The following is a 22968-nucleotide window of genomic DNA, read 5'->3' as shown; positions in this document are numbered from 1 at the left end:
AGCCGTTCGGCGGTCCGCGTGGTGATGCGGGCGGCAAGTTTCAAGGCAAGCCGCGGCCGGGCGGGGCCAAGCCGTTCGGCGCTCCGCGCGGAGATCGCCCGCAGGGCGGCGGCCGCCCCGGCGGCAAGCCCCGCGGCTGACAGGCGACAGCACGCATGACGAAAGGGCCGCCCCGTAGGGCGGCCCTTTTGCTAAGGTCGGACGACTATTTCGTCAGGATCAGCTTGCCTGCGCGGGTGATCCGCAACTGATAGACCTGCTCGTCCAGGACGATCAGCGCTTGGTTTCCGCCCTGCGTGAGGGCGGTGGCGTCATGCTGCGGCATCCGGGCCAGGATGGCGGTGCCGGGGCGGGTGAAATCGGCGGGGCGCGTTGCGGTCATGGTCAGCCTCATGCTGGGACAGTGATGATGCCCCAATGCTGACAAATTCGTTCAGGTTTGTCAAAGTAAAATAGTCAGGATTCTTCGCGATCGGATTTCGACCCGCTGACAGGTGGTTCGGACCGCCGCGAAGGCGGCCCGGACAGGCGATCAGTGATCGGCAAGGCAATCGACGATGGTGTCTGCCATCTGTGTCAACAGAACCTCGTACTGGCCCGCCCCGGGGGACAGCGTGCCGCCCTCGGGGCTCAGTTCGCCGCCGGTGCGGATGTCGCTGCCCTCGGTCACGGTGGTGATCAGGCCGGCATCATGGGCGTATTCCGGAAAGGCGCAGACGGCTCCGGAATCAGCGATCTGGGTGCGGATCTGGTCGATGCGCGCCGCGGACGGGGTCGAGGCGTCCCCAAGCGACACGGCGATCGCAGGCTGCAAGCCAAAGTGATCTGTGAAATGGCCATAGGCGTCGTGGAACACGACGAACCGGTCCTGCGCATGCGGGGCAAGGCGTTCGCGCAACGTGTCGTCCAAAGCGGCGATGCGTTCGGCCGCCGCATCCGCATTGGCGCGATAGGTGGCGGCGTTCTGGGGATCCTGCTCGGACAGCGTCGCGACGATGGCGTCAAGCCAGGGCGCCGCGTTGGCGGGGTTCAGCCAGGCATGAGGATCGGTGCCGGCATGGACATGATCATGCCCCGCATGGTCCCCGTGGTCGTGGTCGTGGTCGTGGTCGTGGTCGTGGTCGGCATGATCACCGTGATCGTGATCGGCGTGATCCGCGTGGTCGTCATGCCCCGCATGGTCGCCATGGTCCGCGTCACCCTCCGACGCCGCACCGGCATAGTCGCGCAGGGCGACGCCCTCGACCTCCAGCAGGCGCAGCTGCGTGGCCCCCGACAGGGTTTCCGACGCCCGCGACAGCCAGGGCGTCAGCTCGGGTCCCATCCAGATCACCACATCGGCACCCTGCAGCGCCTGGGCGTCCGACGGGCGCATCTGGTAATGATGCGCGCTGGCCCCCTGGGGCAGCAGGACGCGCACCTCGGCCAGATCGCCCATGACCTCCTGGACCAGGGCGCCGGTGGGGACCAGGTCTGTGACGACCTGCGGGGCGGCCAGGGCAGGGGCGGCGGTCAGTGACAGGATGGCGGCAAGGGATGCAGGGCTGCGCATCGGGATCTCCTTTGCAGGGCGGATTTGTTGCGATGGCAGGGTTCTGTGTGTTACAGGGTAACAAGTCAACCGCATTGTAATAAAGTAACGCATCGCTGCGTGAAGGACCCCCGTGCCAGACCACGACCACGACCACGACCATGTCATCGCCGCGACCTTTGCGCCGCATGACCACCGCGAATGCGCGCACCGTGCGCTGGACGAGGCTGCGGCCCGGCTGGCCGAGCAGGGCGCGCGCCTGACCCCCGTCCGCCGCCGCACGCTGGAGATCCTGCTGGAGAGCCACCGCGCGATGGGCGCCTATGAGGTGCTGGACCGCCTGGCGACCGAAGGGTTCGGCCGCCAACCCCCCGTCGCCTATCGCGCGCTGGAGTTTCTGGTCACGCATGGGCTGGCCCACCGCCTGCAGCGGCTGAACGCCTTTGCGGCCTGCCTGCATCCGGGGCACGACCATCATCCGGCCTTCCTGATCTGCCGCAGTTGCGACAAGGTCGCAGAGGCCGCCGCCGCCCCGATCCGCGATGCGCTGACCGCGGTCGCGGCCCAGGGCGGGTTCCGCGTCGAACGCGCCACGATCGAGGCGCTGGGCCTCTGCGCCACCTGTGCCGCCGAAGGCGTCGCATGACCTCGCTGATCGAATCCCGCGCGCTGACGATCCATCGCCCCGGCACGACCGAACCGGTGCTGGCGCAGGTCGATTTCCGCATCCGCCCCGCCGAGATCGTGACCGTCGTCGGCCCGAACGGGTCGGGCAAGTCGTCGCTGATCCGGGCGCTGCTGGGGCACATGCCGCTGGCCTCGGGCGCGGTGACGCGGCGGCAGGGACTGCGCATCGGCTATGTGCCGCAGCGGGTTCAGCTGGACACGGCCATTCCGATGACCGTGCGCCGGTTCCTGTCGCTGCCCGTGCGCGTTTCCGACGACCAGGCCGAGGATGCGCTGGTCCGCACCGGCGTTCCGGGCCTTGGTGCGCGGCAACTGACCCAGCTGTCGGGCGGCCAGTTCCAGCGGGTGCTGCTGGCGCGGGCCTTGCTGGCGGACCCGCATCTGCTGGTCCTGGACGAACCCACGCAGGGGCTGGATCAGCCGGGCATCGTGGCCTTCTATCAGCTGATCGAGGAGGTGCGCCGGCAGACCGGCGCGGCCGTGCTGATGGTCAGCCACGATCTGCTGGTGGTCATGCGGTCGTCGGACCGGGTGGTCTGCCTTAACGGGCATGTCTGCTGCGAGGGCACGCCCCAGCATGTCAGCACCGCCCCCGAATACCGCGCCCTGTTCGGCGCCGGGGCCGAGGGCACGCTGGCGCTGTACCAGCACCGCCACGACCACGACCACGACCTGACGCCGCATGTCCACGGGCCGGGATGCGGCCATGACCACGCCGACCGGGCGCAGGGGTGACCATCGATGCTTGACGATTTCTTCATGCGCGCCGTTCTGGCGGGGTTGGGGCTGGCCCTGGTGGCGGGACCGCTGGGCAGTTTCGTGGTCTGGCGGCGGATGGCCTATTTCGGCGATTCGACCGCCCATGCCGCCATCCTGGGCGTCGCGATGGCGCTGGCCTTCGAGGTGTCGATCTATGCCGGGACACTTGCGGTTGCGGTGGCGATGGCCTGCCTGGTGTCGGCGCTGGTGACGCGAGGGCAGGCGATGGACACGATCCTGGGCGTGCTGTCGCATTCCGCGCTGGCCGTGGGCCTGGTCGCGATCAGCTTCGTGCCTGCCGCGCGGTCCGATCTGTCCAGCTATCTGTTCGGCGACATCCTGGCGGTGGGCCGTGCCGACCTGGTGCTGATCTGGACGGGGGCGGCGCTGGTTCTGGCGGTCCTGGCCCTGCGTTGGCAACGGCTTGTGACCAGCAGCCTGAACGAGGAGCTGGCCATGGCCGCGGGGATCGACCCGCGGGTCGAGCGCCTGGTCCTGTCGCTGGCGCTGGCCGTGGTGGTCGCGCTGGCGATTCGAGTGGTGGGCTCGCTCCTGATTTCGGCGATGCTGATCGTGCCGGCGGCGGCGGCCCGCACATGGGCCCGGACCCCCGAGCGGATGGCCGCCGGCGCCGCCCTGATCGCCGCCGCATCCGTCATCCTGGGGTTGTGGGCCAGTTTGCGACTCGACACGCCGGCGGGTCCCTCGATCGTGACCGCGGCGGCGATCTTTTTCGTCGTCTCACAGGCACTTCGCCGGGCATAGTGCCGAATTGTCACAGTTTTTCCGGGGGTTTGCGGGGGCCGGAACCAAGTGCCGAAACAGGTGTTGGCCAATATGCAACAGTGGTTGCAAGCCCACGGGGGAATCAATTCAATGCTGCTTTTCAACTGTTCGGGTTTGTGTAACTGTCGCCTCGATGTTGCCAGAAATGGCAGCCGTCAATCGAAACGGAGCATGATCATGACCAAATTCGCTACTTTCGCGGCCGCTCTCGGCCTGACCGCAACCTCGGCTCTGGCCGGTGGCTATGTCGCCCCCGTCGTGGAAGTCGAGCCCGTCATCGTCGAGGAGCAGCCCGCTTCCTCGAACGCTGGCCTGGTCGTCCCCGCCCTGCTGCTGCTGGGCGTCATCGCCGCAGTCGCTTCGGACGACGACGACAGCTGATATCGGATCGGATCGTTCGCACGGTCCGAGCCACAAGGGGCTGGCCTTTGGCCAGCCCCTTTTTCGTTGCACGCAGGCCTGCCCGCCATGGCACCCGCGCATGAAAAAACCGGCCCCGCAAAGGGCCGGTCTTTCCGTTCCGGTGTTGCTTGTCAGGGACGCAGCGTCTGGATGGTCACATAGCCCAGGCCCGGCCCGATCCATTGGCGCGATACGGGGATCTGCCCGTTCTGGACCAGATAGTTGTTCTGGAAGGTCGCGCCGTGCCCTTCGCAGGTCTCCAGGATCACGCCGGGGTTGGGGCCGGGCGCAGTGGTGCACGAAAACTGCAGCGGCCGTTCCAGCCCGTCGCCCGACAGATAGCGCATGACGCGCGTGCCGCTGCCGGACTGGCCCGCCCGGATCAGCGCCTCGGTCCCCGGTTCCGCCACCGACAGGTCGCGGCCCAGACCGCGCGTGCCGATCAGCATGCCGCCGCGCAGGATCACCGCCTGTTCGTCGGGGGTCATGTAGGTGCGCATGGCACCGTTCGTCCCCGTCAGCGCCAGGACCTGCGTGCGGGCAGGGCTTTCGAAGGTCGCCTGGATCAGCGGGCCGGGATTGACGCGCAACGCCTCGGCCGCGGCCTGCTGGGGGTTGCGGGCGGGTTGCGCCGGCTGGGCCGCCCCGCGGGCCGTGATGGCCTGGGTCGCGGTCTGGGCCAGAACCGACAACGGGCTGGCCCCGGCCTCGTCCGCGCCGGTATTGCCGCAGGCCGACAGGGCGGCCAGGGCCACCCCGGCCAGGATTGCGCGCGTCTGCATCGCTCTGCTCATCGCCAGAACCTCCCCCAGCCTTCGTAAAGATCGACGGTGTGGCTTTCGCGAACACGGTCGTACAGGCGTCCGTTGACATTGACCCGCGATCCGCCGTCGCGCGACAGCGAGCGGATGTTGGTCGACACGCGGTCGCGGCTGGCCTGGCCCGTGGCCCAGCCAAGCGGGATCGACAGGGTCACGCCCTTGTCGAAGCTGCCCTCGCCGAACTCCTCGGCCGACAGGTCGGTCTTGGTGGCATAGGCGCCGATCTGCCATCCGTTCGCGAACTCGCGCGCCAGGGTCACGGTCGCACCGACGTCCCCCGCCAGGTACTGGCCGACATCCAGCTGGGCGGTGAAGCCCTGCGTGAACTCATAGTATGCCGAGACGTGGCCGGTCGTGACCTCATAGTCGCGGAAGTCGAACAGCTGGTCGAAGTCACGCTTGCGGACGCGGTTGATCTCGGCGCCAAAGCCCAGGGGCGAATTGGCGGGCTTCCACAGCGCCTCGGCCGAGACGCCGCCATACGCGCGTTCCAGCAGGCCCACGGTCACGCGGGTATAGATCGCGTCCGACGGCTTGGCGTACCAAGCCAGCGTCAGTTCCGGGATCACCGGGCTGGAATTGCCCGTGTACATCCGCGTGTCGGACCGCACCCGCGGCACGCCCTGCGGCGTGGTTTCCAGGGCGGGGTTCGATTCATACTCGTCGGGGCTGTAATATTCGCCCCGCTGGCCCGGAATGCCCGGTCCGCGCTGACCGATGTCGCCGAAGGCGCGCTGGCGCAGGGCGCCGGTGGCGATCAGGCCGGGCATCAGCTCATAGCTGGCACGCGCCTCGGCGCCGACCTCGTGGGTCAGTCCGTCCTCGGCGCTGAAGATGCCCAGGTCCAGATAGGGCTTCACCGACCAGCGGAACCGCGGATAGAGGCCCTGGCTGGCCACCAGCCCCGGCGCGCCCGGTGCGGCGTCCGACAGGGTGGATGCGGCGGCGATCTGTCCGGCCTCGGTGTTCTCCAGCCGCTCGACATCGCTGCGGCGCAGGGTCACCGACGAGGTCGGCATCCCGTCGCTGGTCGAGGTGATCACGAAGGTCTCGACCGACGGGGGCAGGGCGCGGGTCATCAGGCGCGCGGTGCGCCCCACGGCCTCGGCCTGGTTGATGTAGCGCTGGTTGCGCAGGCGGACCTCGGCGCGGGTCGGCGCCAGGGCCATGCTTTCCAGCAGCATCCCCTCGTCGGCCATGCCGTCGCCCAGGGCCTTCTGGATGGCGGGCTGGGCGGTCGGGTCCTGCGACCAGCTGCCCGACCAGCCCTCGGGGTCCTGCGCGGGGGCCGGCCGCGGACGCACCGGGGCCGGCGCGCTTTCCAGGCCCGATGGATAGGTGGCGTCGCGCGGGTTCAGCGCGATGGTGAACTGGGCGCCGATCGTCTCTCCGCCGATGGTATAGAGCCCGGCCTCGTAGTTGCGGCCAAAGCGGTAGTTGGCGGCAAGGTTGATGTTGCTGCCCGGCTCGTCGCCCTGCTGGTATTCGTTGCCGTCGCTGTAGCGAGCGCGATAGATGTCGTTGGAGTATTCCGCGACCAGATTCAGGCGGTCGTTGACCTGCCAGCTGACCGAGGCGAAGGGCTTGGCCCCGCCGGTGAACCAGTCCTCGACATTGGGCGTCCCGCCCTCGTCGCCGACGTCGATGATGCGCGGCTTGCCCGCCAGCGTGCCCCAGCCCAGGCCGACCGATGCGCGCACCGTCGGCGTCACGTTGCGCGTCGCCACGATGTATTCACCCGAATAGACGCCGGTGCCCAGGAAATCCTGGAGGCCGACGGCCACCGCGGGGCGCCAGCCGTCCTCGTTCACGATCTGATAGCGCAGGTCCAGCGAGCGGTCCGAGATGAACCCCTCCTGCCGGTAATCGTTGATCCCGTCGACGCGACCATAGCGCAGAACCGTCGTCAGCCCCGGCAGCGCCTGGAAGAAGACGTTGCCGCGTCGGGCATAGTCGGACAGCGACAGCGTCGCGCCCAAGCTGCCGTCGGGCATCGTCTCGGCCGTAGGCGTGTCGATGCCGCCGGGCAGGCCATAGGTCGACATGTTGCGCCCCAGCATCGGGTCGGCGGTCGCGACGCCGACGCCCGACCCCACGATCAGGGCCAGGGGCAGGGTGGTGGCCATCAGCTGGCGGGTCAGTCGCGAGCGGCGCATCGGCGGCTTCCTTTCGGCGGCAGGATCAGGGCGGGCAGGGCAGGATCGTCAGGCGCAGTGGCAGGCTTTGCGGCACGGATCGACACACGAATGTGTGAGCCGTGCGCGCAGGTCAACCGGCAGCGGCCGGTGCGGCCTCGGCTGTGGCGGGTGCGGCCGGGGCGGCGGGCTGTGCACAGCCGGGCTGGGTCTGGCCGTTCACGGTCAGGCGTGCGGTCAGCGGATAGGTCTCGTCGACCATGCTGTCCTTGCACTTCGCCGCCCGCAGGTTCAGCACGAAGGGCCGCCCGCCCAGCACGCCGATGTATTCGACGCCCTCGCTGAAGACCAGGCGGTTCACCGGGATCTGGCGCCCGGCCTGGTTGTCGGCCGTGCGATAGACGGCCGTGTCGCCGCTGACCTGGACGTTCCAGGCCGGTTCGTTCCCGCCCGCCACGAAGGCGGTGGTGCGATAGGTCACCGGTTCCGCGGTGGGCACGACGCGCCCGACCGTGCCCGTCTCGATCGGCTGTTCCAGCGGAGAGACGGCGGGCGGACGCGGGCCGGTCGGCTCCTCGGGCTGGGCCGCGGCGTCGTCCAGGCCGACCCCGCGTCGCAGGTCGGTCATCACCTGGGTGTCGCAGGCGGCCAGGGGCAGGGTCATCAGGGCAAGGATGGCAAGGCGGGGGAACATGGGGCTTTGGCCTTCTGGTTCTGGGCGGATTTGTCGCGGGATCACTGTCTGCCAAGCGTTAGCAACCGCAGCGACGGGGGGCAAGCGTCACGCCCCCGTCCCGGCATGTCGCCGCCGCATGGATCGGCCGCACCGGACGGTTCACCTTGTTGATAAATGATGATTATTGGTGCGAAACCGGCTGCATCGAGGGTTATTCGTTGAATATCATACGGGAACCGGCATAGGTTTCGGTGATGTTCTCTCTGGTGGCACCCACATGACGGGATCGGCACAGCACGCCCGGGGCCCCGCCGCGCGGCCCGAACCGGCGCGATTTTCCTGGGACGACGGGCCGATGGCGCGTGCGACCGGAAACTTTGACTGGCAGGCCACGCCCCTGGGGTCGATCTCGGGCTGGTCGGTCGCGCTGACGACCGCGGTGCGGATGATGCTGGCGCAGCGGCACGCGTCCTGCATGTTCTGGGGCCCCGAGCTGATCATGCTGTACAACGACGCCTATGCGCCCGTCCTGGGTCGCAAGGAGGCGCGGGCCCTGGGTCAGCCCTTCCAGCAGATCTGGGCGGATGTCTGGGACGACGTCAAGCCGCTGGTCGACCAGACGCTGTCAGGCCGCGGCACCTATTCCGAGGAGATGCGCCTTGTCATGACCCGCAACGGGTTCGACGAGGAGACGTTCTGGACCTTCAGCTACAGCCCGCTTTACGACGACGACGGCAGCGTGGCGGGTCTGATGAACATCACCGTGGACATGACTGCGCTGGTGCTGGCACGCCGCAACCAGCAGGTCATGCAGGAAGAGCTGCTGCACCGGATCAAGAACATCCTGTCGGTGACCTCGACCGTGGTGTCCTCCAGCCTGCGCAACGCGACCAGCATCCAGGAGGCCCGCGACACGGTCGGCGCGCGCATCATGGCGCTGGCCAAGGCACAGGGCCTGTTCACGGGCCTGGGCGAAAGCGCCGACATCACCGAGGTGATGGCCCGATCTATCGGCGCCCATCTGGTCGGGAACGACCGCATCCGCCTGTCCGGCCCGCCCGTGCCGCTGAGCAGCCAGCAGGCAGTCGGCCTGTCGCTGGCCCTGTACGAACTGGCGACGAATGCGGCAAAATACGGCGCGCTGGCCAGCCCGCTGGGCATGGTCGACCTGACCTGGTCGGTCATGGGCGACGACTTTGCGCTGGACTGGCAGGAGACCGGCGGTCAGGTCGTGGCCGCGCCCACGCGCGAAGGGTTCGGGTCGCGCCTGGTGAACATGATCGTCCCGGCCTATTTCAACGGCGAGGGGCAGGCCGAATTCCTGCCCCAGGGCCTGCATTACACGCTGCGCGGGCAGCTGACCCCCTAACAGTTCGGGACGTTCACGGCCAAGCCGCCAAGCGACGTCTCCTTGTACTTCTCGGACATGTCGCGGCCGGTCTGGCGCATCGTCTCGATGGCGGCGTCCAGGGGCACGATGTGGCTGCCGTCGCCGCGCAGCGCCAGGCTGGCGGCCGCCACGGCCTTGATCGCGCCCAGCCCGTTCCGCTCGATGCAGGGCACCTGGACCAGGCCACGCACCGGGTCGCAGGTCATGCCCAGGTGATGCTCCAGCGCGATCTCGGCGGCGTTCTCGACCTGCTGGGGGGTGCCGCCCAGGACGGCGGCCAGGCCCGCGGCGGCCATCGCGGCGGCCGATCCGACCTCGGCCTGGCAGCCGCATTCCGCGCCCGAGATCGAGGCGTTGTGCTTGATCAGCCCGCCCACCGCCGCCGCCGTCAGCAGGAAATCGGGCAGCAGCCGTTCGGACGCGCCCGGCACATGGTCCAGCCAATAGCGGATCACCGCGGGCACCGTGCCGGCGGCGCCGTTCGTGGGTGCGGTGACGACCTGACCCCCGGCGGCGTTCTCCTCGTTCACGGCCATCGCATAGGCCGACATCCAGTCGTTGATCACATGGGGCGCGGTCATGTTCAGGCCGCGTTCCTCGATCAGCTTGGCGTGGATCGCCTTGGCCCGCCGGCGCACGTGCAGCCCGCCGGGCAGGACGCCTTCCGTCGACAGGCCGCGGTCCATGCAGTCGCGCATTGCGGTCCAGATGCGGTCCAGCCCCGCCAGCATGTCGGGACGGGACCGAAAGCACAGCTCGTTGGCCTCCTTCATGCGGGCGATGGACTTGCCCGAGGCCTGGGCCATCTCCAGCATTTCGGCCGCGCTGGCAAAGGGATAGGGCACGCTGGACGTGGCATCGCTGCGCACCGCGCCCGCCTTGTCGGCCAGTTCCTGGTCGGTCATCACGAAGCCACCGCCGATCGAGTAGTAGATCTGGTGATAGATCACGTCGCCCTGAGCGTCTGTCGCCGACAGGGTCATGCCGTTGGCATGGCCGGGCAGGGTGTGGTCGTAATCGAACCGCAGGTCGCGTTCGGGGTCGAAGACCAGTGTGCCCAGCCCCTGCGGTTCCAGCAGCCGGGTCTCTCGGTTGCGGGCCAGCGCGGCCTCGGCCGCGTCCATGTCCATGCTGGCGGGGGTGAAGCCCGCAAGACCCAGGATCGTCGCGCGGTCGGTTGCGTGACCCTTGCCGGTGAAGGCTAGGCTGCCATGCAGGCTGGCGCGCAGCCCATGCGCGCGGAACGGCTGCACCCGCAGGGAGTCGAGGAACCGCTGGCCGGCCACCATCGGCCCCATCGTGTGCGAGGAGGAGGGCCCCACCCCCAGCTTGAACAGATCGAACACCGACAGAAACATGGCACCCCCTTGCATTTCCGCGCCCATCCAAGCACGACGCAGGCCCCGCCGCCACCACCGTCCACGTCGCTTCCGGTTCCGGTTGCGACATCGGCCCGCTTGCAGCCTTGGCGCGCGGTCTGCTTAAGATGATTGCAACATGCCCGGTTTGCAGGCAACCGGGACGCGCCTGCGATTTGGGCAGGCCAGCCGCCCCCTGCCGTTCTTGCGGGCGGTCTGCCCCGGGGTGAAGGAACAGAACATGCGATTGCCCGACCCGATCATGCTTGGTGACACACCCCTTGGCCCGCCGGTCTTCCTGGCGCCGATGGCCGGGATCACCGATGTCCCCTGCCGCCGCGCGGTCGCGCGGTTCGGCGCGGGCCTGATGGTGTCCGAGATGGTCGCCTCGACCGAGATGGTGACGCCGCGCCCGTCGACACGTGCCGCCGTGCGCGCCAAGGCGCTGACCGAAGGTGCGCTGCCCGTCAGCGTCCAGATCGCGGGCCGCGAAGCCGCACCGATGGCCGAGACCGCGCGCATCGTGGCCGGCATGGGGGCGCGTGTCATCGACATCAACATGGGCTGTCCCGCCAAGAAGGTCACCGGCGGGCTGTCCGGCGCGGCGCTGATGCGCGACCTGGATCATGCGATGACGCTGGTCGATGCGGTCGTGGGGGCGGTCGACGTGCCCGTCACGCTGAAGATGCGGCTGGGCTGGGACGACGACTGCCTGAACGCGGCCGATCTGGCGGCGCGGGCGCGCGATGCGGGGGTCGCGATGCTGACCGTGCATGGCCGCACGCGGGCGCAGTTCTACAAGGGGCAGGCCGACTGGTCCGCGATCCGCGCGGTGGCCGACCTGCCGGCGCGCCCGCCGCTGGTGGCCAATGGCGACGTCGTCGATGCCGCCAGCGCCCGTGCGGCCCTGGAGGCGTCGGGGGCGGATGCGGTGATGGTCGGTCGCGGCGCGCAGGGGCGGCCCTGGATCCTGGCGCAGATCGCGCATGACCTGTGGGGCACGCCCGCGCCCGACGTGCCGCAGGGCGCGGCGCTGGCCGATCTGGTGGCCGAGCATTACGAGGACATCCTGGACTTCTATGGCACCGATCTGGGCCTGCGCGTCGCGCGCAAGCATCTGGGCTGGTATGCCGATGCGAACGGCGCCCCGCTGCGCGACCAGATGATGCGGGCCGACACGCCCCGCGCGACGCTGGACCTGATCGCCCGTGCCTTCGGCGATGCCGCGGGGGTGGCTGCATGACGCCTCGGCCGCGCGATTTCCGTGAGGCGGCCCCCGGACCGGGCTGGGCGGCGCTGCCGCTGCCCGCGCTGATCCTGGACGCCGACGGACGCGTGGCCGCGATGAACGACGCCGCCGAGATCTGGTTGAACCTGTCGCGCAACTCGACCCTGGGCCGCGCGCTGGACGGGGACGAGATGTCGATGCGCCTGCGCCTGCAGCCAGGCCTGGGGCCGCTGCTGGCCCGCGTGCGCGCCAGCGAGGAGGCGCTGTACCAGACCAGCGTCCAGTTCGAGATCGGCGACCGGACCGGCAACCACCAGGCGCGGCGGGCGGCCGTGCATGCGGGCCCCGCGGACGGGGCCGGCGGGTCGGTGTCGCTGCTGATCGTGCCGCAGGACGATGATGGCGCGCACCAGGCCCGCCATGTCCGCAGCGCCGCCCGCAGCGCCATCGGCATGGCCGAGATGCTGGCCCACGAGATCAAGAACCCCCTGGCGGGCATCCGTGGCGCGGCCCAGCTGATGGCCATGAACGCCACCCCCGAGGACCGCGAGATGGCCGAGATGATCGTCGCGGAATCGCGCCGCATCGTGGCGCTTCTGGACCAGGTCGAACGGTTCGGGGACACCTCGGCCCCGCGCCTGTCGGCGCTGAACGTGCACGACGTGCTGGAACAGGTGCGCCGGTCGGCCAAGGCGGGCTTTGCGCGCGACGTGCAGATCGTGACCGATTACGACCCCTCGCTGCCTGCGGCGCTGGCGGACGCGGACCAGCTGGTGCAGGTCTGCCTGAACCTGGTCAAGAACGCGTCCGAGGCGCTGGACGGCAAGGCCGGCGGCGCGATCCGCCTGCGCACCCATTACGACCACACGCTGCGCCGTCCCCCCGACGAGACCGATCCCACGGGCCGCCCGCTGCCCCTGCAGATCGAGATCGAGGACAACGGCCCCGGTTTCCCCCCGGCTATCGCCGACCAGGTGTTCGAGCCCTTCGTCTCGGGCCGCGAGAACGGCACCGGGCTTGGCCTCGCGCTGGTCAGCAAGATCATCACCGACCACGGCGCGCTGATCCGGGTGGACAGCCGCCCCGGTCGCACCGTGTTCCGCATCTCCCTGCCCAAGGCATAAGGACCTGAACCCATGGACGGCACCGTTCTGATTGCTGACGACGATCGCACCATCCGCACGGTGCTGACGCAGGCGCTGACCCGCGCGGGATGCCGCGTCCACGCCACGGGCAGCCTGGCGCAGCTGCTGAAATGGGTCGAGGAGGGGCGCGGCGACCTGGTCATTACCGACGTGATGATGCCCGACGGCAACGGCATCGACCGCATCCCCGCCATCCGCGAGGCGCGGCCAGACCTGCCGGTGATCGTGATCTCGGCCCAGAACACCATCGTCACCGCGATCCGCGCGACCGAGGCCGAGGCGTTCGAATACCTGCCCAAGCCCTTCGATCTTCCGGACCTGATGTCCAAGGCGAACGAGGCCCTGTCGCGCCGCCCGCGCAAGTCCGACCCGATCCCCGAACCGCTGCCCGCCCCGCGCGAGGCGGCGGACCCGGCCATGCCGCTGATCGGTCACGCACCATCGATGCAGGCGCTGTTCCGCATGGTCGCGCGGGTGCTGAACGCCGACCTGCCGGTGATCATCGCCGGAGAGGCGGGGGTGGGCAAGACCACCATCGCGCGCAGCTTTCACGAGCTGTCGGACCGGCGCGACCGGGGGCTTGCGGTCCTGACCTCGTCCGACGCGACCGAGGAGGCGATCGCCCGCGCCGCCGACAAGGCCCGCGGCGGCACGATCATCATCGAGAACCCGGCCGGGTTCGACACAGGCGCGCAGGCCCGCCTGATCGGCCTGATCGAGACGATGGAGGCCGGCCCCGACCGCGCCCATGCGCCCCGCATCGTGGCGACCACCGGGTCCGATCCGCAGGCCGACGTGGCGGCGGGTCGGTTGCGGTCGGACCTGTATTACCGCCTGGCGGGCGTCACCGTCAGCGTGCCGCCCCTGCGCGCGCGGGTGGACGACATCCTGCCGCTGGCGGCGCATCTGCTGGCCCGTGCCGCCGCGCAGGGCCTGCCGGAGCGGATGCTGTCGGACGATGCGGCCGCCATGCTGCGCGCCCATCCGTTCCCGGGCAACGTCCGCGAGCTGGAGAACATGATGCGCCGCCTGGCCTTGACTGCCAGCGGCCCCGCCATCAGCACCGCCGAGATGCGCGAGGCGCTGTCCCAGCAGTCGGGGCACCGCACCCCCGCGGCGGCGCCGGTATCGGCCCTTGCCCCCGCGCCCGAACCCGCGGGCGTCGTCAGCCTGCCCCAGGTCGGATCGCGCCTGTCGGATTCGGTCGAGGCGCATCTGCAGCGCTATTTCGACCTGCATGGCGACGCGCTGCCGCCGCCGGGCCTCTATGACCGCATCCTGCGCGAGGTGGAACGCCCGCTGCTGCAGGTGGCACTGGATGCGACCGGGGGAAACCAGCTGCGTTGTGCCGATCTGCTGGGGATCAACCGCAATACGTTGCGCAAGAAACTGACCGAGCTGAATATCGAGGTGACACGGAGGCGCAAACTGATGTAAAACCGCCACAGGGACCAGCGCGAAGGACACGCGCGCCCGCAACAAAAGCCGCGAAAGACGGCAAGTGGGGGATATGGCAGGTTTGGCATCGGGGCTCAGCTGGGACAGGCTGGCCCGTATCCGATTGCCCCGACCGTGGCGCGGGGCGCTGACCTGGGGCATCGTGCTGTCGGGCGTGGCGCTGGCCGTGGCGACGCTGGCGGTGATGGGGCCGTTCGGTCGGGGCATGCAGGGCGCGACCCTGCGGGTGGTCCTGCTGTCGGACCTGGCCTTTCTGATCGTGCTGATCGGGTTCATCGTCGCGCGCATGGCGCGGCTGATCTCGGCCCGGCGCAGCACGGCGCCCGCATCGCGCCTGCATGCACGGCTGGTCGCGATCTTTGGCGGGCTGGCGCTGGTGCCCACGGTGCTGGTCGCGCTGTTCGCGGGATTTCTGGTCAACATCGGGCTGGAGGGCTGGTTCTCCGACCGCGTGCAGCAGGTCGTGACCACGTCCCAGGCCGCGGCCGAGGCCTATCACGCGGAACATCGCGGCGATCTGACCGAGGATGCGCGCGCGCTGGCCAGCATCCTGACCCGTGCGGGGCGCGCCAATCCCCTGATCGAGGACGGAGAGATGCGCGAGCTGCTGGTGCAGGGCCAGGGCCTGATCCAGCGCGGACTGCGCGAAGCCTATATCATCAACGGCGCCGGAGAGATCCGCGCCCGGGGCGAGCGGAGCTATCTGTTCTGGTACGAGGCGCCGGGCGCCGACCAGCTGGACCGCGCGCAGGCCGACGGCATCGCTCTCATCGAGGATTGGGCGAATGACGAGTTCCGCGCGCTTGTCGCGCTGCCGCCGCTGGCCGACCGATACCTGTACGTGACACGCGACGTGGATGGCGACCTGTTGGGGCTGGTGGACGACACGCGGGCGACCGCGGGCGATTACCGCCAGCTGGAGGCGATGCGCAGCCAGGTCCTGCTGGAGTTTTCGCTGGTTTATCTGGGCTTTGCGCTGCTGCTGGTGGCGGCGGCGATCTGGCTGGGGCTTTGGTTCGCGTCCCGCCTGTCGCGGCCCATCGGCCTTCTGGCGCAGGCGACCGACCGCGTGGGGCGCGGCGATCTGGACGTGCAGGTTCCCGAGGTCCGCACCGGGGACGAGATCCAGACCCTGGGCCAGGCCTTCAACCGCATGACCCGCCAGTTGAAGACCCAGCGCGAGGAGCTGGTCGAGAGCTATCGCCTGTCCGATGACCAGCGGCGGCTGTTCGACAACGTGCTGACCTCGGTCACCTCGGGGGTCATCGGGCTGGACGCGGCCGGAGAGATCGACTTCGTCAACCGCTCGGCCAGCCGGCTTCTGGGGCTGGATGCGAAACGCGACATCGATGCCCTGCTGTCCGAGGTGGTGCCGGAATTCGCGCCGCTGTTCGCGCGCCTGTCCGCCTCGGTCGCCGAGACGATCCAGGACGAGGTCCGCCTGATGCGCGAGGGCCGGGTGGAGAGCCTACTGGTCCGCATGGCCGTGCGCCGGGGCGCGGACGGCGCGCTGGAGGGATACGTGGTGGCCTTCGACGACGTGACCGAGCTGGTCAGCGCGCAGCGGATGGCCGCCTGGGGCGACGTCGCCCGCCGCGTGGCCCATGAGATCAAGAACCCGCTGACGCCCATCCAGCTGTCCGCCGAACGCCTGCGCCGCAAGTTCGGCCCGCTGGCGGCCGAGGGCGACCGCGCCGCGCTGGACCAGTACACCGAGGTGATCATCCGCCAGACGAACGACCTGCGCCGGATCGTGGACGAGTTCAGCCGCTTTGCCCGCATGCCCGAACCCGACCGCGCCGAGACGGACCTGGCCGCGCTGCTGCGCCAGGTGCTGCTGTTGCAGCAGGATGCCCTGCACGCGACCATCGTCCGCGACATCCCGGAGGAGCCGGTGATCGTCGACTGCGACGCGGGGATGATGCGCCAGGCGCTGACCAACCTGCTGAAGAACGCCGGAGAGGCCATTGACGAACAGGCCGCGCAGGCGATCCCCGGCTGGACGCCGAAGATCGCCGTCGCGCTGGAGGTGCAGCCCGAATCCGTCTGCATCCGCATCACCGATACCGGGCCGGGCCTGCCCGCCGACCGGTCGCGGCTGTTCGAACCCTATGTGACGCTGAAAAGCCACGGCACCGGGCTGGGCCTGCCCATCGTCAAGAAGATCGTCGAGGAACATGGCGGCAGCCTGTCCCTGACCGATGCGCCCGATCCGCCGGGCGCCATGGCCGAGATCCGGCTGCCCCGCGAACGCCATCCCGTGCGGGGGCCCAAGACCAAGAGCAGACAAGAAAAAGACGAGGCGACACCATGAACGACATCCTGATCGTCGATGATGAACGCGACATCCGCGAACTGATCGCCGACATCCTGCGCGACGAAGGCTTTGACACCCGCATGGCCGCGAATTCGGACGAGGCCGTGGCGGCCCTGAACGACCGCGAGCCGTCGCTGATGATCCTGGACATCTGGCTGAAGGACAGCCGCATGGACGGGATCGACATCCTGAAACAGGTCAAGCGCAACAATCCCGACGTGCCGGTCATCATCATCTCGGGGCATGGCAACATCGAGATCGCGGTCGCCGCGATCAAGCAGGGGGCGTACGATTTCATCGAGAAGCCCTTCAACATCGACCAGCTGATGGTCGTCATCAACCGCGCGATGGAGACCGCCCGCCTGCGCCGCGAAAACAGCAGCCTGCGGCGCGGCGGCGACCGCGTGGCCGACATGCTGGGCCAGTCCGCGGCCTTCAAGCGGCTGCGCGACGCGCTGGACAAGGTGGCGCGGTCCAACGGCCGGGTGATGCTGGCGGGCGAACCCGGCACCGGCAAGGAGAGCGCCGCGCGCTATATCCACGCGCACAGCCCGCGCGCGTCGGCGCCTTTCGTCACCGTCCCCTGTGCCACGATCGAGCCCGAGCGCATGGAGGAGGTGCTGTTCGGCCGCGAATCCCCCGAACGCGGGATAGAGCCGGGCCTGCTGGAGCAGGCGCATGGCGGCATCATCTATTTCGACGAGGTGGGCGACATGCCCATGGGCACCCAGCCCAAGATCCTGCGGGTGCTGACCGAACAGCAGTTCGTGCGCGCGGGCGGCGCGGACAAGGTACGGGTCGACCTGCGGGTGCTGTCGTCGACGAACCGCGACCTGGTGGCGGAAATCGCCGCCGGCCGGTTCCGGCAGGAGCTGTTCGACCGGCTGAACGTGGTGCCCATCGCGGTGCCGTCGCTGGCCGACCGGCGCGACGACATCGCGGCCCTGGCGCGCCATTTCATCGAGCAGTTCCACAAGAACCAGGGCCTGACGCCGCGCGATCTGCCCGAGGAGACCGTGGCCGCGCTGCAGTCGATGCGCTGGCCCGGCAACATCCGCCAGCTGCGCAACGTGATCGAACGCGTGCTGATCCTGGCGGAAAGCCACGGGCCGATCCTGCCGTCCGAACTGGAGCCCCAGGGGGCCACGCCGGACAACAGCGACACGCTGAGCCTGGGGCCGTCGGTCACCGCGATGGCGCTGCGCGAGGCGCGCGAGCTGTTCGAGCGTGAATACCTGGTCGCCCAGATCAACCGGTTCGGCGGCAACATCAGCCGCACCGCGCAGTTCGTCGGCATGGAGCGCAGCGCGCTGCACCGCAAGCTGAAGTCGCTTGGGGTCGTCGGCGGGATGCGCGGCGAGGACGAGTTGATGATGGGCAAATAGCCTGCCGCTTGCGCGGACCGCGCGCCCGGCTTAGGCAAGGGGGCGCGGGACAGGAAGGGTGACGCATGAAGATCATCATCTGCGGGGCAGGGCAGGTCGGCTGGCAGATCGCGCGCCACCTGTCGGGCGAGCGCAACGATGTCACCGTCATCGACAACAATCCCGACCTGGTGCGCCGGGCCACGGAATCGCTGGACGTGCAGGGGGTGACGGGTTTTGCCAGCCATCCCGACATCCTGGACAGCGCAGGCGCGCGCGACGCCGACCTGATCATCGCCGCGACCCATTCGGACGAGGTGAACATGGTCACCTGCCAGGTCGCGCATTCGATCTTCCAGGTGCCGCGCAAGATCGCCCGCCTGCGGTCAGGCGCCTATCTGGACGCGATCTATTCCGATCTGTACCGCACCGAGCACTTGCCCATCGACGTGGTCATCAGTCCCGAACGCGAGGTCGCGCTGGCTGCCCTGCAGCGCTTGTCGGCCCCGTCGACCTTCGACGTCGAGACCTTCATGGACGGCAAGATCCAGCTGCTGGGGATCGACCTGGAACCGGACTGCCCGGCGCTGAACACGCCGTTGCGCCAGCTGACCGAGCTGTTCTCCAGCCTGCGTGCCATCGTGGCGGGGGTGCGCCGCAAGGGGCGGCTGTTCGCGCCAGAACCGGGCGATCAGCTGTTCGCCGAAGACCAGATCTATGTCTTCTGCCACATCGACGACGTGGCGCGCACGCTGGACATCTTTGGCAAGCCCGCCCGCAAGCAGGAGCGTGTGACCATCATCGGGGCAGGGAACGTGGGCCTGGCCGTGGCGCAGGCGCTGGAGGCGCGGCCGGACCGCATCCGCGCCAAGCTGATCGAACGCGACCGGGGGCGTGCCGAATTCGCGGCCGACCGTCTGGAACGGACCATCGTGCTGAACGGCGACGGCCTGTCCGCCGAGATCCTGGACGAGGCCGCCGTCCCCCAGGCCGACGCCGTCCTGGCGGTCACCGACGACGACAAGACCAACATCCTGGCCTCGGTGCGCGCCAAGCAGGCGGGGGCGAAAATGGCCATCGCGCTGATCAACGACCCCACGCTGGTGCCGCTGATGGGGGCGCTGGACATCGACGCCTATATCAACCCGCGATCGACGACCGTGTCCACGATCCTGCGCCACATCCGCCACGGGCGCGTGCGCGACATCTATTCCGTCGGCGACGCCGAGGCCGAGGTGATGGAGGCGCAGGTCCTGTCCACCAGCCCCATGGCGGGCCGCGCGATCCGCGACATCGACTTCCCCGAAGGCGCGCTGCTGGGTGCGGTCCGCAAGGGCGACCGGGTGGTCAAGCCGCTGGCCGACACCCGCATCGACGAGGGCGACATCGTGCTGATCTTTGCCCTGACCAAGGACGTCCCCGAAGTCGAGCGCCTGTTGCAGGTCTCGATCGACTTCTTCTGAGGGTCGGGGGATGACGGGCTTTCTTCTGCGGATGCCGCTGCTGGTGCTGCTGGTCGGGCTGGCGGCGGTGCTGATGCTGGCGCCCGCGGGTTTTGCCTCGGTCACGGGATACGCCGCAATCGCGCGCAACTTCTTCTATGCGGCGCTGCTGACGCTGACCTTCTGCGGGCTGATCGGGCTTGCGGCGCAGGCCAACCCCCGTGGCCAGACCGCGCGAGAGATGCTGCTGCTGATGCTGGGGGTCTATGGGCTGCTGCCGCTGCTGCTGGCCGTGCCCTTTGCGGAAAGTCAGCCCGACACGGGATTCTTCAACGCCTGGTGGGAGATGGTGTCGTCGCTGACCACCACCGGGGCGTCGCTTTATTCGGCCGACCTGCTGCCGCTGCCGCTGCATCTGTGGCGGTCGATGGTGGGCTGGATGGGGGGCTTTTTCGTGCTGGTGGCGGCGGTCGCGATCTTGGCGCCGCTGCGCGTCGGCGGGTTCGAGATCATGTCGAACCCCTATGGCCGCGAGGAATACCGAGAGCACCTGCCGCCGTCGGACCAGCCGCGCCGCCCGGTCCTGCACCTGTCCGATCCCAGCTTCGACACGCAGCTGGCGGATCCCGCCAGCCGGCTGGGCCGCGCCGCCCTGCAGGTGGGCCCACTCTATCTGGGCTTCACGCTGGTGCTGTGGGTGGGGCTGCTGATGCTGGGCGATCCGTCCTTCGTGGCGCTGACGCGGGCGATGGGGACGCTGTCGACGTCGGGCATCTCTCCGGTGATCGGGCCGTCGGGCGAGGCTTCGGGCATTCCCGGAGAGATGCTGGTCTTTATCTTCCTGATCCCCGCCCTGTCACGGCGCTTCTGGCCCGGGGGCGCGGAACTGCGCGCGACCGAGCGGCTGATCGAGGACCCCGAACTGCGCATGGCGCTGGGCCTGGTTCTGGGGGTGGGCGTGATGCTGTTCCTGCGCCATTTCCTGGGCGCGATCGAGGTCGACCGCGCGGCGCCCCCCGATCCGACCGGCATGGCCGAGGTAGGGCGCGCCCTGTCGGCCATGTGGGGCAGCATGTTCAGCGCGCTGAGCTATCTGACCACGACCGGCTGGACCTCTGTCGCCTGGGCGGGGGCGCGGTCCTGGTCGGGGCTGGACGCGCCGGGGCTGGTCCTGGCGGGGCTGGCACTGATGGGGGGCGGGATCGCCACGACCGCGGGGGGCGTCAAGCTGCTGCGCGTCTATGCGCTGGCCACCCACGGCCAGCGCGAGATGGAGCGGATCATTCACCCCCATTCCGTGTCCGGCGGCGGGCGAATCGCTCGCAGGTTGCGTCGCGAAGGCGCCTATCTGGCCTTCATCTTCTTCATGCTGTTCGCGATTTCGATCGCGCTGGTGGTCAGCCTGGTGTCCATCCACGCCATCGAGTTCGAGACCGCGACCATCCTGTCCATCGCCGCGCTGACCAATGCCGGCCCGCTGGCCAGCGCCATTCCCCTGACGCCCGCCTTCGAAGGTACCGCCGGAATCGCCTCCGCGCCGTGGGAGGGTTGGTCGGGCCTGCCCGATTTCACCAAGGCGGTGCTGGCCTGCGCGATGGTCCTGGGCCGGATCGAGACGCTGGCGGTGCTGGCGCTGTTCTCTCCGGAGTTCTGGCGCCGCTAGGTGTGGCCCAAATGTTGCCTTCGCGTTTTCGCGAAATCCGCCATGCTTGCATGGGGTGGGGCATCGGCTTAGATGTTGAACGGACAGGGACAGTGAAAAACGGACGATAAACAAATGGCTGGCGACAAGCAGAACCTGCAGGATGCGTTCCTGAACCATGTCCGCAAGGCCAAGGTGCCCGTCACCATCTTTTTGATCAACGGTGTCAAGCTGCAAGGCGTCATCACCTGGTTCGACAACTTCTGCGTCCTGCTGCGCCGCGACGGACAGTCGCAACTGGTCTACAAGCATGCGATAAGCACGATCATGCCGGGCCAGCCCATCACCCTGTACGAAGGCGAGGATTGATTGGCCGAACTGACGGAAACCGCAGCCAAGCCGACACGCGCCTATGTGATCCACCCCGATCTGGGCCGCGCCCGTACCCAACGGCGCGAGCCCGAGCATGCGTTGGCCGAGGCCGTGTCGCTGGCCCTTGCCCTGCCGGGCATCGAGATGGTCGGATCCGAGGTCGCCAATCTGCGCGAGCCCAATGCCGGCAAGCTGTTCGGCAAGGGCAAGCTGGCCGAGATCAAGGAGCGCCTTGAGGCGCTTGAGGTTGAACTGGTGTTGATCGACGGGCCGGTGACCCCGGTCCAGCAGCGCAACCTGGAGAAGGACTGGGGCGTCAAGCTTCTGGACCGGACCGGGCTGATCCTGGAGATCTTCGCCGACCGTGCCCGCACCCGCGAGGGCGTCCTGCAGGTCGAGCTGGCGGCACTGTCCTATCAGCGCACGCGGCTGGTTCGTGCCTGGACCCACCTGGAGCGTCAGCGCGGCGGGTTGGGCTTCGTGGGCGGTCCCGGCGAGACGCAGATCGAGGCCGACCGTCGCGCCATCGACGACCAGATGACGCGCCTGCGCCGGCAGCTGGACCGCGTGGTCAAGACCCGCAGCCTGCACCGCGCATCGCGTGCGAAGGTGCCCTATCCGATCGTCGCGCTGGTGGGATACACCAACGCCGGGAAATCGACGCTGTTCAACCGGCTGACCGGGGCGGACGTCTTCGTCAAGGACATGCTGTTCGCGACGCTGGACCCCACCATGCGGGCGATCCGCCTGCCTGACGCGCAGGGCGCGAATTCGGGGCGCAAGGTGATCCTGTCGGACACGGTGGGCTTTATCAGCGATCTGCCGACCGAGCTGGTCGCGGCCTTCCGCGCCACGCTGGAGGAGGTGCTGGAGGCCGACCTGATCCTGCATGTGCGCGACATCAGCCACCCCGAGACCGAGGAGCAGGCCCATGACGTGGCCGCGATCCTGGACAGCCTGGGCGTGGACGAGGATGTGGCCGCGATCGAGGTCTGGAACAAGATCGACGCCCTGGGCGACGACACCCGCGCGGCCCTGCGCCGCACCGATGCCCGCACCGAGGGCGTGCAGGCGGTCAGTGCCCTGTCGGGCGAGGGGCTGGACGACCTGATCGCCGCCATCGACCGTCAGCTGGGCGAGGTTCTGGACGAGCCGCGCGTGGAGGGGCAGGTGGTGCTGGATTTTGCCGATGGGCGCAGCCGTGCCTGGCTGCACGAGGCCGGCGTGGTCGAGCGCGAGGAGGCAGGCGAGGACGGGCTGCATCTGGATCTGCGCTGGACCGCGCGGCAGAAAGGCGCGTTCCAGGCGTTCACCGGCACGGCCACCGAGGCCGACGAGGATGACGAACCCGAAGAGCCGCGCAGCGGCGGGTGGCACCCGGCGGACTGAGCCCCTTGCGTCCCGCGACGGAAGGGCGGGGGGCCAGCCCCCCGCACCCCCCGCCGGGATGGGGCT

At 69.1% G+C, this 22968-nt stretch carries 19 protein-coding genes and 1 pseudogene; 14 read left to right on the top strand and 6 right to left on the bottom strand.

Annotated features, from left to right (window positions below; all coding sequences use genetic code 11):
* Window positions 1-205: 205 nt before the first annotated feature.
* Complete coding sequence (locus tag TW83_RS19570; RefSeq protein ID WP_064503568.1) at window positions 206-382, bottom strand: hemin uptake protein HemP; 177 nt, start codon at window positions 380-382, stop codon at window positions 206-208.
* Between the two features lie 150 nt (window positions 383-532).
* On the bottom strand, window positions 533-1552 hold the full coding sequence (locus TW83_RS06800; protein ID WP_045982020.1) for a zinc ABC transporter substrate-binding protein: 1020 nt from the start codon (window positions 1550-1552) through the stop codon (window positions 533-535).
* Between the two features lie 196 nt (window positions 1553-1748).
* On the opposite strand from TW83_RS06800, the gene TW83_RS06795 reads away from it, so the two are divergent.
* The 4 genes and pseudogenes from TW83_RS06795 to TW83_RS06780 all read left to right on the top strand — a co-directional run bounded on the left by TW83_RS06795 (window position 1749) and on the right by TW83_RS06780 (window position 4144).
* Window positions 1749-2177 carry a Fur family transcriptional regulator gene (locus TW83_RS06795; protein ID WP_206692756.1) on the top strand — a complete coding sequence of 143 codons (429 nt, stop codon included), beginning with the start codon at window positions 1749-1751 and terminating at the stop codon, window positions 2175-2177.
* A pseudogene (locus TW83_RS21975) lies at window positions 2174-2635 on the top strand (ATP-binding cassette domain-containing protein); the annotation flags it as partial. The gene TW83_RS06795 and the pseudogene TW83_RS21975, both read left to right, overlap by 4 nt.
* Before the next feature lie 324 nt (window positions 2636-2959).
* Window positions 2960-3742, top strand: coding sequence for a metal ABC transporter permease (locus TW83_RS06785; protein ID WP_045982018.1), 783 nt, complete (start codon window positions 2960-2962; stop codon window positions 3740-3742).
* A 192-nt stretch (window positions 3743-3934) separates the two neighbouring features.
* The gene (locus TW83_RS06780; protein WP_042250225.1) at window positions 3935-4144 is read left to right on the top strand and encodes a hypothetical protein; all 210 of its coding nucleotides are present in this window, start codon (window positions 3935-3937) and stop codon (window positions 4142-4144) included.
* A gap of 152 nt (window positions 4145-4296) precedes the next feature.
* Here TW83_RS06780 and TW83_RS06775 read toward each other — a convergent pair whose 3' ends face one another.
* The 3 genes from TW83_RS06775 to TW83_RS06765 form a co-directional block, all read right to left on the bottom strand.
* Complete coding sequence (locus TW83_RS06775; protein WP_239441299.1) at window positions 4297-4947, bottom strand: YjbF family lipoprotein; 651 nt, start codon at window positions 4945-4947, stop codon at window positions 4297-4299.
* An 8-nt stretch (window positions 4948-4955) separates the two neighbouring features.
* Window positions 4956-7142: a YjbH domain-containing protein gene (locus TW83_RS06770; RefSeq protein ID WP_052714681.1), complete on the bottom strand. Its 2187-nt coding sequence runs from the start codon at window positions 7140-7142 to the stop codon at window positions 4956-4958.
* 112 nt (window positions 7143-7254) lie between these two features.
* Window positions 7255-7815: a hypothetical protein gene (locus TW83_RS06765; protein ID WP_045982016.1), complete on the bottom strand. Its 561-nt coding sequence runs from the start codon at window positions 7813-7815 to the stop codon at window positions 7255-7257.
* Between the two features lie 259 nt (window positions 7816-8074).
* Between TW83_RS06765 and TW83_RS06760 the strand changes: the two genes are divergently transcribed.
* Complete coding sequence (locus TW83_RS06760) at window positions 8075-9166, top strand: PAS domain-containing sensor histidine kinase (RefSeq protein ID WP_045982015.1); 1092 nt, start codon at window positions 8075-8077, stop codon at window positions 9164-9166.
* On the opposite strand, the gene TW83_RS06755 is transcribed toward TW83_RS06760, so the two are convergent.
* The gene (locus TW83_RS06755; protein WP_045982014.1) at window positions 9163-10545 is read right to left on the bottom strand and encodes an L-serine ammonia-lyase; all 1383 of its coding nucleotides are present in this window, start codon (window positions 10543-10545) and stop codon (window positions 9163-9165) included. The genes TW83_RS06760 and TW83_RS06755 overlap by 4 nt on opposite strands.
* A 241-nt stretch (window positions 10546-10786) precedes the next feature.
* On the opposite strand from TW83_RS06755, the gene dusB reads away from it, so the two are divergent.
* From dusB to hflX, 9 genes are all read left to right on the top strand, one after another.
* The gene (gene dusB / locus TW83_RS06750) at window positions 10787-11788 is read left to right on the top strand and encodes a tRNA dihydrouridine synthase DusB (protein ID WP_045982022.1); all 1002 of its coding nucleotides are present in this window, start codon (window positions 10787-10789) and stop codon (window positions 11786-11788) included.
* Complete coding sequence (locus TW83_RS06745; RefSeq protein WP_045982013.1) at window positions 11785-12897, top strand: ATP-binding protein; 1113 nt, start codon at window positions 11785-11787, stop codon at window positions 12895-12897. The genes dusB and TW83_RS06745 overlap by 4 nt, the downstream gene beginning before the upstream one ends.
* 12 nt (window positions 12898-12909) lie before the next feature.
* Complete coding sequence (locus TW83_RS06740; RefSeq protein ID WP_045982012.1) at window positions 12910-14355, top strand: sigma-54 dependent transcriptional regulator; 1446 nt, start codon at window positions 12910-12912, stop codon at window positions 14353-14355.
* A 73-nt stretch (window positions 14356-14428) separates the two neighbouring features.
* Window positions 14429-16690: a PAS domain-containing sensor histidine kinase gene (locus TW83_RS06735; RefSeq protein WP_045982011.1), complete on the top strand. Its 2262-nt coding sequence runs from the start codon at window positions 14429-14431 to the stop codon at window positions 16688-16690.
* The gene (locus tag TW83_RS06730) at window positions 16687-18078 is read left to right on the top strand and encodes a sigma-54 dependent transcriptional regulator (protein WP_045982010.1); all 1392 of its coding nucleotides are present in this window, start codon (window positions 16687-16689) and stop codon (window positions 18076-18078) included. The genes TW83_RS06735 and TW83_RS06730 overlap by 4 nt, the downstream gene beginning before the upstream one ends.
* A 65-nt stretch (window positions 18079-18143) precedes the next feature.
* Window positions 18144-19520: a Trk system potassium transporter TrkA gene (gene trkA / locus TW83_RS06725; protein WP_045982009.1), complete on the top strand. Its 1377-nt coding sequence runs from the start codon at window positions 18144-18146 to the stop codon at window positions 19518-19520.
* Between the two features lie 10 nt (window positions 19521-19530).
* Complete coding sequence (locus tag TW83_RS06720) at window positions 19531-21162, top strand: potassium transporter TrkG (protein ID WP_045982008.1); 1632 nt, start codon at window positions 19531-19533, stop codon at window positions 21160-21162.
* Between the two features lie 114 nt (window positions 21163-21276).
* Window positions 21277-21510, top strand: coding sequence for an RNA chaperone Hfq (gene hfq, locus TW83_RS06715; protein ID WP_042250201.1), 234 nt, complete (start codon window positions 21277-21279; stop codon window positions 21508-21510).
* Window positions 21511-22902, top strand: coding sequence for a GTPase HflX (gene hflX / locus TW83_RS06710; protein WP_084697312.1), 1392 nt, complete (start codon window positions 21511-21513; stop codon window positions 22900-22902). It abuts the gene before it with no gap.
* The last annotated feature ends 66 nt before the right edge of the window (window positions 22903-22968 follow it).

The organism is Paracoccus sp. S4493, assembly GCF_000967735.1.
In the GTDB taxonomy this organism is placed as follows: domain Bacteria; phylum Pseudomonadota; class Alphaproteobacteria; order Rhodobacterales; family Rhodobacteraceae; genus Paracoccus; species Paracoccus marcusii.
This window is presented reverse-complemented; position numbering and strand designations above follow the sequence as displayed.